Genomic DNA, 12,247 nt, shown 5'->3' on the forward strand with positions numbered 1-12,247 from the left:
AATGAAGGAGAGATATATCATGATAACTTGTTCAAATTGTGGAACGGAACAGACAGAGGGGAATTTTTGCGAATCATGTGGAACAAAACTAACTGCAAGTAACCAGCAGGCTATACCAGAAGCAACAGGAAAAGCAGCAACCTATACAGAGAATACGCAAACGAACCCGAACCCAACTTTGGAAAAAGTAAAAAAAGAATCCGGATTATATTGGAATTATTTCTTAGCAAGACTTAAAAACCCCGGTCTTTCATTTCGTGATGATGACAGTACGTTAAACAGCACCATCATTACTGCTATTTTATTACCGCTCGCTGTAGCTGTTTTCTTATATGCCATTATAAATAATGTATGGAAACAAGATATTGATTTCTTTAGTTCAGGAAGAAGCTTACCATTTTTCCCAATAGTTATCCGTGTATTCTTCGTAGCCTTAGTTGTTTTTTTTACAGGATTATTAGCAAATTTCATTACTTTTAAAATTGCTAAAAATACCCTTTCATTTAAACAACAGTTTGTGCGATATACCGGACTACTCGTTCCATATACAGCGTTTTTCGTTGTTTTTGCGACATTAGCTCTTGCTGGAATTATTAAGATTAACCTAACATATCCAGAAGAAAACATTTGGATGTTTTTAGTACTGAATCTTATTTTAATAGGGATCACGTTTATCAACCCTATTTTGCATACTTTTTATCATTTATTACAACAAAAACATAAGCAAAACTTTTATTTCAGTTTGCTATCATTACTATTCAATATTATCATTTTAGCCATTCTCACTCGATTATTTATTGAGGGTATTTTAACCTCACTTGAGGACAGATTTGATATTTATCTTTAAACAGTAAGGAAAGGATATTCTGGTTTACAGGATATCTTTCTTTTCTATTAGTTGAACAAGGTATCATTTTAAAAGCTTCGGTATAAAGCTACTTCTTATTAGATTATTAGAAACAGAACAATAAGCTGGATTTATTCTAAAGAGGCATTGACTTTTTTCAATACCCTTTGCAATTATAACATAAGTATATATAGTTGTTCGGAGAGAACGAACAACATTTTTATTTTGTCGAAGGATATTTAATTCCAATTTACTATTTACTTTCGTGAAGAATTTGCATACAATTATTTCACGCGGGTTCTTACCTAAAAATAACAACGTTGTCATTAATGGGGAGGTGTCCAATCGTTCATTGAGGTAGTGTGCTTTATCACATTAAAAACAAAAAGGGGTTGTGTGAAAGATGGAAAAAAATAAAATTCGACTGGCTTTTCTCATGTTTGTATCATTAGCTCTGTTTCTATTTGCTTGTTCCAAAAATGAAAGCGCTTCAAATGATGGAGATAATGATGATGGTCCACAAGAAATTTCCATGATGTTTAACTTGCATGTTCCAGAGGTACCTGACAGTCGCCTCGAAGAATTATTAGAAGAAGCTACCAACACAGAATTAGATATTCGCTGGGTGCCTGACAATAACTATGCAGAAACATTGAATTCACAAATTGCAACCGGAAATCTCCCTGATGTATTTCTACTAAAAGACGTGACATTAGATCAACAAAAAGAAGCAGTGCGTGATGGACAATACTGGGAGATCGGACCCTACCTTGAAGAGTTTCCTAACTTGAGCAAACTAAATGAAGATATTCTAAAAAATACAATGATCGATGGTAAGCTATATACCCTTTACGCAGGCCGACCTCTATCTCGCCAAGGACTTATTTATCGAAAAGATTGGGCTGAGAACCTAGGACTTGATACACCAACCAACCTTGATGAATTATACGAAATGATGAAAGCATTTACTGAAGATGACCCGGATGGAAATGGCCAGGATGACACCATTGGTTTAACAGACCGAGAAATCCTCGGAACATTTGAAAATTTTGCGACATGGCATGGAGCACCTAATAGATGGGGAGAAAAAGATGGGCAGCTTTTACCACAATTTATGTTTCCAGAATACCGGGAAGCAATGGATTATTTCAAAAGCTTGTTTGATAATGGCTACATCAACAAAGATGCTCCTGTAACAAGCAAAACAGACCAACAAGAAATGCTAAAGAATGGTACTGCTGGCGTTTATATTGGTACTATGGGGGATGTGGAACCAATGTATAGTGATGCAGTTGCCATTAATCCTGATGTAGAATTGGATGTTCACAATTACATCGAAGGTCCTGACGGGGAATATCGAACGCGTGCCATCCCTGGCTACGGAAGCATGCTTATTTTTCCGAAACAATCTGTTGAAACAGAAGAAGAACTGAAAGGAATTCTTGGATTTTTCGATTATTTAATGACTCCAGAAGGCTCTAACTTACTTTACTGGGGTATTGAAGGAGAACATTATGAAGTGATTGATGGTTTTGCTAAGGTTCTCGATGAAAGTGAAGACAAGTACAATCAGGAAATCCGCCCATACACACCATTTGAAATTGGTGAACCAGAAACAAACGGCCGTTATACGGGATACTATGACTATGAACCACGTGCAAAAGCAGATGAATTATATGAAGATAACAATAATTACTTGGTTCACGACCCAACAGCAGCATTAGAATCACCAACCTGGGCTGATAAATCTGAAACACTCAATCAAATTATGGAAGATGCTACCTACCAATACTTCCTAGGTCAAATTGATGAAGCAGGATTCGATGAAGCAATTGAGAAATGGAAAAATGCAGGCGGCGCCCAAGTAATCGAAGAATATACTGAAGACTACAACAAGCAAAACAGCGAATAACATGATAAAGCAGCCCATAAGCTAAGCTTGTGGGCTGCCATAAAGGATTTATTAATTAGATCATTCTCCACTTGAGATTGACAATTTATCTAGCCTTATTATCAAATTACTACACTAATTTGGTGAATTACATAGTAGCCCCTTTATTTTATGATTCATCCCCCAATTTTTCTAGCTCTTCTTTCGTTAGGCCTGTTATCTCCATGACAGATTCAGGTTGCATTCCCTTGGACAGCATTTTCTTTGCCATATCTTTTTTTGCTATTTTTACTCCTTCTTCTCTGCCAAATTCTTTTCCGATTTCTTTTCCGATTTCTTTTCCGATTTCTCTTCCTTCCGCTAATCCCTTTTCTCTTCCTTCCGCTAATCCCTTTTCTAACCCTTCACGCAATCCTTTGTCACGCCAGGAGTTAGGTAATTTTTTTACAAATTCCTCTAAGCTTTCATCATTTGAGTTCTGTATGCTTTCCATTAGTTTTTCCTCCTCTATATGATTTAATTTTACATACGTCTCAAAAAAGCCATATATCAGTTCCATTTTAGCCGCATCTAATTCTAATTTTGCCAGCATACGCAGAAATTCTTTTTTCACTTGTACCTTTTCGCTATTCTTATAACCCATTTTACTAAGTAAGGCTGCTGCAACTGGGTTATTGGATCTCAGAAACGAACGCCAATCCTGTTTCTTTAGTTCTATTTTTAAAAAATGAAAAGTTAAAACATGGAGGAAAGGGAAAGTTAATTCAAAATAATCTTGTTCATCACGAACCTTATCATAACTGAATACTGCTATGGGTATAATTGGTTTTCTATACCTATTATACAATATACTAAAGTAATGATACATTCTTTCATGAAAATTCTTTTGCTCATAACTCTGTGATTCTACATGAATAATAATAAGCGTATCCTGGTCTTTCAACCTACCTTCCATAACTATGTCAGCACGTCTTCTTTCTCCGTGAATCAAATCAGTAAATATTTCATCTGAAAGAGGTTTGAGTGAGGAAAAATCTAGTTGTTGATGTATAGAGGGGAAGAATACTTCGATAAATTCATCAAAAAATGTACCAATCAATTGTTTGAATAACTGATCATGATCAATATAAGTTGGAGTGTCTTCATGGACTTTCATTATTACAGACAATGTTTATCACCTCCCTAGTGAATATATCCACTAATAGTATATCGGTAATACAACACGAACACAAGAACAAACGTTCCTGAATACATTAATTTATATTTATTTGTGCAAATAAATCTTTAGCATATATTCTTCACTGCTAACAACTTCTCCCTTACCAACATCTATGCTAATATCATTATTAACATATAAACTGAGGTGAAGACGGTCATGTCAAAACAAAACCAATTAACATACAGCAAGATATTTATCATATTACTGTTATTTATTTCATTACTTATTACCTTTCGATTATTATGGATTCATTATCACGATCAATCAGAACAACCATCAGTAAAAAATGGGGTCCTTGACTTAAGAGAGTCGGAATTTACCAATAATGAAACCTACTTTCTAAATGGCGAATGGTCTTTCTATCCCGAAGATTTTATAGATGAAATACCAGCGAAGAATGCTAGTGGAAACAAAGAATTAATCAAAGTCCCAAGTGATTGGAGTGATACGTTAGCAAGTGATCACCCTACATCACCAGGCTACGGATACGGAAGCTATCACCTGAAGATACTATTACCCGAAACAGAACATCATTTTTTCGGCCTTCGTTTAAATAATATACATACGGCAGCAAAAATTATTATAAATGGAGATATACTTACTACTATAAATAACCCAGCGACTGAACAGAAAGAGCCAGCTACGTTTCGCGGACCTTCTACTTCTTTATTTTATACGCCAGAAGCTACCAATGAACTGGATGTTATTATCCAAGCCTCTAATTATGAAATTCCTTTTTTTGGTGGGATTAATAAATCTATCTTATTCGGTACTGAAGAAGCCATAACCTCTGAAACTAGCACCTTAGAATTTCTTCAATTAACTGTTATTGTCATTTTATTATTACATGCCCTTTATGCATTTGCTCTTTTCTTATTAGGAAAGGGTAAGTCACAGAAGGAATTGCTTTATTTTGGACTTATGTTATTGTTACTCGCTTTCGGGAATTTAATAGACGATGAAGTATTTATTCAGTTACCGTTTCATACAGAGTTTTCGTTTCGATTGCTCATGTTTATTTTTATAACAACCTTGTATGTCATGATCCATTTTATTCATCACTTATATAAAACGCACATCACCTTTATTAGACTACTTTCTGTAAGCAATATATTACTGTCAGCATTAACGTTATTTCTGTTTCCATTTGAACATTTTGTTGTATTAGTCATGATTCTCTATTTATATTATTTTATATCGATTTCCTATATGTTTATCACAACACTGAAACACATACGTAATGGTGATTATAATGCCATCTTTATTTTACTATTTATTTGTAGTTACACATCCAATATCGTCTGGGGAGCTGCTATACAGACTGGACAAATTGAATTTCCATTCTATCCATTTGATTTCTTTATATCGATTGTATTAATCGCTATCCTATTATTTAGAAGACATATTCATTTAGTACAACTAAACAAACAACAGACAGCAAAGTTAATAGAAGAAGATAAGAAAAAGGATCAATTCTTAGCAAATACATCACACGAAATTAGAAATCCGTTACATGGTATGATTAATATTGCTCAATCGATTATTAATAAATATGCGAATACGCTTGATTCAGATACAAAAAGTAACCTCAATCTGTTAGTGCGAATTGGTCACCAACTCACATTTACTTTAAATGATATTTTGGATATCACGAGATTAAAAGAAAAACAAATACATCTCAATAAAGTACCTATCCAATTACACTTGGTTACATCAGTTGTAATGGAGATGGTTCAGTTCATGTCAGACAATAAATCTATTAAAATGAAAAATGAAGTATCTACCTCATTCCCAGCTATACTTGCTGACGAAAATCGAATGATACGGATTCTATTCAACCTTATTCATAATGCGGTTAAATACACGGATTCCGGAACTATTACCGTGACAGCAAAGGAAGAAAATAAATATGCTGTTATTTCAGTTACAGATACAGGGATTGGAATTAGCAAAAACGCACTAGAGAGGATTTTTCTCCCTTATGAGAAATTGACTAAGACAGATGTCGATAGTGGCGGTATTGGATTAGGTCTCAATATATGTAGACAATTAGTGGAACTTCATAATGGAACGATTCATGTTGATTCTGAATTAGGAAAAGGCACTACTTTTACTTTTCGTATACCTTTAGCAAATAGTAGAGAAAGCGATAATCAAAACATAAAAACTAACTCACTGTTAAGTACGAATCTTTCTCTAGATTTAAAAACAACTAAAAACTCTAATAACAATCAAGCTAACTTGTTAATCATTGATGATGACCCCATTAATGTTAAAGTGGTTCGAAACCTGTTAGAAAGTGACTATCAAATTACTAGTATAACCGATCCTAGAGAAGCTTTAAATATAGTGACAGAAAACAATTGGGACTTAATTATTTCAGATGTGATGATGCCACATATTTCAGGATATGAATTAACCAAACAAATCAGAAAAGAACATTCTATTTCTGAACTACCGATATTATTGTTGACCGCAAGAAATCAACCGGAAGATATATATACTGGTTTCCTATCAGGCGCGAATGATTATATCGCAAAGCCGGTAGATGCACTAGAACTTCAAGCGCGTGTAAAAGCTTTGACAGATTTGAAACAATCAGTCACTAAACAACTACGTATAGAGGCAGCTTGGTTACAAGCACAAATAAAACCACACTTTATCTTTAATACATTAAACACGATTGCATCATTAAGTACTACTGATACAGAGAGAATGACGACATTATTACATGAGTTTGGAAATTATTTATACAGAAGTTTTGATATTAAAAATACTTTACCATTAGTACCGTTGCACGAAGAAATTGAATTAGTCGAATCGTATATTTATATTAATAAACAACGATTCCAAGATAGAATTGAAGTGCAAGTAAATATAGAAAACCCTAAAGAAATACAAGTTCCACCACTATCTATTCAAACTATTGTGGAGAATGCTCTAAAGCACGGTATATTGAAACAACGTGCTGGCGGAACTATTCGAATAGAAGGCAAACATACAAAAATTGGTTATCAGATAAAGATTACAGATGATGGAGTCGGTATGCCAGAATCAAAAGTTTTAGATCTTGTCAATCCAAAAGAAACGCAAAGTGGAATTGGATTAGTGAACACACATCAAAGACTAGAAAAACTATTCGGTCAAGGATTAAACATACATAGTGCTGAAGGCAAAGGCACAGAAGTAAGCATGACCATACCAAAAAATAATTGATAGCTTTTTATTAAAACCTTCATATTCATATGGAGGTTTTAATTCGCAACAAATGCTAAAGCGTTTACTTTTAAATAATAATTCTACCGCAATCATATATTAAGGAAATATTTTTTTATTCATCTATTTTTTTGCTTTATATAACTTTCTGATGTAAAATTATTCTATTACTAGAATAATTTTCTTAATAAATAACCACCCCTTAACAATCAATATTTAGTCAGCCAAAAATATTGTAACTCTAGAAACTATACAATTTCTTAACAATTAGGCAAAAAGAACTATTGTATAGAGATAGAGATTAGGGGGGGATCAAATGAATGTCATGCTTTTTGATGACGAAGCACCTGCTCTAGACTTTCTAGAGCATCAGTTGAATTTAGTTCGCAGTGTGAACGTTATTGGTAAATATTCGCACACTAATATTCAAGCAATTAAGGCAACGATAAGATTAGCAGATGTTGTTTTTCTCGATATTAAAATGTCTGAATTAAATGGACTAGAATTAGCTGAAAAAATACTAGAAATAAAACCTAATTTACCTATTATTTTTGTCACTGCATATGATGAATATGCTATTCAAGCTTTTGAACTAAATGCACTAGACTATCTTTTAAAACCTGTACAATTAGATAGATTAAAAAAAACGGTAAAGCGAATTGAATTGTTTATCAAGTACAAGTCGAAAGAAATACAGGAAACTTCTGAACACTTAACTATTAATGTGTTGGGTGAATTCACATTCCAATTGAACAATTATAACCCAGAAATAATCACATGGCGGACTACGAACGCACAGCAATTATTTCTTTATTTACTTCATCATCACGATCAGATTGTATCTAAATCTGAATTAATTGAATTACTTTTTCCTTATACAGAAGTGGAAAAAGCTTATTCATTGTTATATGTCACCATTTATCAGGTCAGACAAGCAATATGTAATTACGATAAATACATAACGATTACTAATATTCAGAACGGATATGTATTAAATTTAGATAAAAATACAAGTATTGATAAAGAAGTGTGGGAAAGTGAACTCAGTAATGCTCCTAAAGTTGATATTAAGACATTAAATCAACATGAAAAAATAATGAGTCTTTATAAAGGACGTTATATCCAAAAGCAAGATTACTTGTGGCTTGAGGGAGAACGTTTCAGGCTAGAAAAGCTGTGGGTAAACCATGCTCTAAAGATTGCAAACTATTATTATAAACATCATTTTTTCGAAAAAGCTGCTAACTGGTATATTCAGATTGCAGATGTAGTTCCTGAAGATGAATCTGTTAATTTTACGTTAATGAAAATATATGCATCAAAGAACTATGGAGTATTAGTGGATCACCAATATAATCTATTAAAAAGCGCTTTAGACGAATTTAATATAACGATTAGTCCAGAGATAGAAAAATGGTACCATGAATGGAAATTGTCATTAAAAAGGGGAAAAGTTGACAAATAGTATATTACGAAGATAATAAACCCGAAAAATCCGAACTCATCTCATTTTTATACTAAAATTTACATGATAGTTCGGATTTTCCCTTGTTTTTCATTTTTTTGTTGCTTATATCCCCACAATATAATTAAGTATCACTATTCAACAAAGTCTATGAACAGTCGGGAATTTACAATGATTAGCATCGTGATAAACTATTTGGTTTTTTCCTTGCTGTTTAGCAACTTGTAGTGCTTGATCAGCTTCGTCCAATAATAGTTCAAAGTTGTTATGTAGCCTTCCGATGCTTATTCCAATACTACCTCTAATCGTTATCGCTTGATCTTTAAAGTAAATGGAATGGTTGATATTTTTTAGCAATGATTCTGCTACTTTTTTAGTATAGTCTTTATTAACATAATCAGAAATGAATACAAACTCATCTCCTCCAATACGAAAAAACCCTTGTTTAGCATCTTTCAGCTTTAGAATTTTATTTCCAAATGATAGCACAACTTGATCACCTTTTATATGACCATATGTATCATAAATATATTTGAAATTGTCTAAATCAATATAAAAAATAGCAACTTTCTTTTTACGTTTTTTGTGTACAAATTGATGTAAAGCATGTCGATTAGGTAGGCCTGAACTGAAATCTTGAAAAGCCATTTTTTTATATTTATTTCTGCTGATAAATAATATCCATAAAATAAGTACAAGCATTACCATAACAAGAAGTGGTAAACTTTTTTCGATAAGTAACATTTGGGCAACTCCTGAAGTTTATTGTTCCATTTAGTAAATTATTCATGATGGTAAAACTGTCAATAATTAGTATAATCCATTCTTCTATACATATTTTAAACAAACTCAACATTTGAATAGGTATATAGGACTATAACCAGACACTTAGGAGGTTAATATGAATGAATGTATGTTTATTCGATGATGAACCGATGGCACTGGACTATCTCCATCATCAATTAAATAACTTTTCAAATATTAATGTGTTGCATAAATCTACCGAACCTCTCATTGATCACAACCACAACTTTTGGAATGAATTGGACATTGTATTTCTAGACATAGAAATGCCGGAGACAAATGGATTAGCATTAGCAGAGCAGATAACAACCTACAATCCACATATAAATATCGTATTTGTAACAGCTCATGATCAATATGCACTTGAGGCATTTGAAATGCATGCACTAGATTACTTATTGAAGCCTGTAACAGTTAAAAGATTGAAAAAAACCATTCAACGTGTTAAATCCATAGGTTCCCGTTCTGAAAACAAACATATCGATTCTACAAATACGCTTCAAATTAATGTTTTCGGTGGACTAACTTTCCAACTGGATAATAGCTCTACCCCAGAATCAATAAAATGGCGAACTTCTAAATCAAAGGAGTTGTTCCTATACCTACTACATCATGAGGGCAAACTTGTATTGAAATCTGAATTAGTGGAGGCACTATGGGGAGAAATTAATGTAGATAAAGCATTTTCATATTTATATGTTAGTATCTATAACATTCGACAAGCTCTAAGAAAACTTAATAACTATATAAAAATTTCAAATATTGAAGATGGGTATTCACTGCAATTACATAATGTCCAAATAGATAAAAAAGAATGGGAAAAGCAATTGCAGGAAGCTCCTGACATTAATCTGTATACAATAGAGACACACGAGGAAATCATGCAATTATTCACAGGTAATTATCTAGAGGATTTTGATTATCTTTGGTTACAGGGAGACAGATTTGAGCTAGAGGAGATCTGGCTTCACCACTCAAGAAAAATGGCACATTGCTACCAAGTTCACAACTATATTGAAAAAGCAATCATCTGGTACACTGAAATTATTAAAAAAAGACCAGAAGACGAAAATACCGCCTTCCATTTAATGAAATTATACGCCTCTTTAAATTACCGAATGTTAGTAGATTATCATTACAAACAATTGCACAAAAGTATGGCAGAATTAGATTTAACAGTAAACTCTGAAATTACCACGTGGTATACGAATTGGAAGAAGAATTGATAAAGAGCAAAACACTGATCCAAACAATAGGATCAGTGTTTTTCTACTTCTAAAAAATCATTCATTGTATTATTAAGTTTTATATAGTAGGCTGAAACAACCGTATAAATCTGCTTGATAGATAACATCATATTCGTTCAGTAATAAATAATACAACCGGACCGATGATTAATAATGCAATTCAGTTAGAATTACCTTGGCAGTAGTAACACTTTCTTTTAAAAAGCTCTCACCAAAAACAGTGAGAGCTTTTTGCAATCTCGATCTTATGACTGTTTTCTCCATCTAACTAGGATTATAGATAGTAAGCCTAAGAATAATAGAACTAAACCGGCTGCTAACAGGTTAAAAGTATCTGTTGCTGTATCAGGCAAATTATCTTTGCTTGTTTTATCTGCATCAGTTGAGTTACTAGTTTTATTTGAATTACTTGGGTTACTAGTATCATCTGAGTCACCTGAGTCTTCGGATTTTGTTGACTCTTGTGAATCAGTTTCTCCTGATTCTTCAGATTCTTCTTTTACAAACCCGAAATCTAGCGTTGGATCACGTTCTTCATCTTCTGTTAGATAACGAGATGTCGCAAACCACGTAGATGAATCTATTGCACGATCATCTCCTACTTCATGCAAGGTTGGTTTATACCCTTCTAAGGCTTTGGCTGATGCTTCCCTGTCAATTCTTACAATATACGTATTGTCAATTGGCAAGTTATCAAATGTATACCAACCATTTTCATCTGTGATTGTTGGTCCAACTGGACTACCGTAAACATCTGTTACCGGGTTGCCATCTTCATCCTCAATCGTTAAAACTACGCCTTCGATTGGAATATCCGTGTCATCTTGAAGACCATTTTTGTTCTTATCAAACCATACATAGTCACCCACACTTACTTTTTTAGGGCTGTTTACAATGACAACATTGTTTTTATCTTTTACATCAATAGAGCTTTTATAGCCGTAAACTTCTTCTTCCACAACAGTGTAGTCAATCTCTTCTCCATCTGCGTAGATGTCTAATCCATCGAAGTCTGCTTGCCAATTATTGGATTCGCTCAATTCAACTGAATCCACTTCTTCCTCATTAGCTAGTAAATAAACAGTGATCGACTCTGGACGTGCTTCTTTATTATTCGCATCGTTCCATCGTTTCACAACGTTGATACTTGATTGCTCAGGAGTGTAGCTGTTTGTGATATCCATACCGTCAATGGTAGTGGAATAATCCGCTATACCATCTTCTTGGATGGTGTAATTGATTTCCTCACCGTTTGCGAATTTCGCTAGATCGGTAAATGCAAATTCCCAATCCGTTTCCGCTGTTACCTCAACATCAGCTACTTCTTCACCATTAGCTAATAAACGAACCGTGATTGAGTCTGAACGTTTGTCGTCTTGATTATCAGCGTCTTCCCATGTCTTGGTACCAGCTAGATCAATTAGCTCTGGCGTATGACTGTTGGTTATGACATAGCCTTCGTTAGAGCTTCCAGTTATGGTTGTTTCATAACCTTCTACCGCTTCTTCTTCAATACTGTATTCAATAGCTTCGCCATCTGCATATACATCCAGTTCTG

General features: G+C 33.6%; 8 protein-coding genes. 5 read left to right on the plus strand and 3 right to left on the minus strand.

Going from position 1 to position 12,247, the window contains the following annotated elements; all coding sequences use genetic code 11:
• The first annotated feature begins 19 nt into the window (after window positions 1-19).
• Both GHT08_RS07705 and GHT08_RS07710 read left to right on the plus strand, forming a co-directional pair.
• Window positions 20-847: a zinc ribbon domain-containing protein gene (locus GHT08_RS07705; RefSeq protein WP_163580848.1), complete on the plus strand. Its 828-nt coding sequence runs from the start codon at window positions 20-22 to the stop codon at window positions 845-847.
• A gap of 403 nt (window positions 848-1,250) precedes the next feature.
• Window positions 1,251-2,759 (plus strand): extracellular solute-binding protein, encoded by a 1,509-nt coding sequence (locus tag GHT08_RS07710; RefSeq protein WP_163580849.1) that lies wholly within the window; start codon window positions 1,251-1,253, stop codon window positions 2,757-2,759.
• 148 nt (window positions 2,760-2,907) lie between these two features.
• Here GHT08_RS07710 and GHT08_RS07715 read toward each other — a convergent pair whose 3' ends face one another.
• A complete protein-coding gene (locus GHT08_RS07715) occupies window positions 2,908-3,906 on the minus strand; it encodes an RpnC/YadD family protein (protein WP_163580850.1) in 999 nt (332 codons plus the stop codon).
• Between the two features lie 207 nt (window positions 3,907-4,113).
• On the opposite strand from GHT08_RS07715, the gene GHT08_RS07720 reads away from it, so the two are divergent.
• Both GHT08_RS07720 and GHT08_RS07725 read left to right on the plus strand, forming a co-directional pair.
• Window positions 4,114-7,173: a hybrid sensor histidine kinase/response regulator gene (locus GHT08_RS07720; protein WP_163580851.1), complete on the plus strand. Its 3,060-nt coding sequence runs from the start codon at window positions 4,114-4,116 to the stop codon at window positions 7,171-7,173.
• 316 nt (window positions 7,174-7,489) lie between these two features.
• On the plus strand, window positions 7,490-8,638 hold the full coding sequence (locus GHT08_RS07725; protein ID WP_163580852.1) for a response regulator: 1,149 nt from the start codon (window positions 7,490-7,492) through the stop codon (window positions 8,636-8,638).
• Between the two features lie 138 nt (window positions 8,639-8,776).
• Here GHT08_RS07725 and GHT08_RS07730 read toward each other — a convergent pair whose 3' ends face one another.
• Entirely contained in the window at window positions 8,777-9,382 is a 606-nt protein-coding gene (locus GHT08_RS07730) for a GGDEF domain-containing protein (RefSeq protein ID WP_163580853.1), read from the minus strand.
• A 161-nt stretch (window positions 9,383-9,543) separates the two neighbouring features.
• Between GHT08_RS07730 and GHT08_RS07735 the strand changes: the two genes are divergently transcribed.
• Complete coding sequence (locus tag GHT08_RS07735; RefSeq protein ID WP_163580854.1) at window positions 9,544-10,668, plus strand: response regulator; 1,125 nt, start codon at window positions 9,544-9,546, stop codon at window positions 10,666-10,668.
• 266 nt (window positions 10,669-10,934) lie between these two features.
• Here GHT08_RS07735 and GHT08_RS07740 read toward each other — a convergent pair.
• A partial coding sequence (locus GHT08_RS07740) for a Cna B-type domain-containing protein (RefSeq protein WP_163580855.1) occupies window positions 10,935-12,247 on the minus strand: 1,313 nt, incomplete at its 5' end.

Origin of the sequence: Gracilibacillus saliphilus (genome assembly GCF_010994085.1) — a bacterium.
GTDB classification, from domain to species: Bacteria; Bacillota; Bacilli; order Bacillales; family Amphibacillaceae; genus Gracilibacillus; species Gracilibacillus lacisalsi.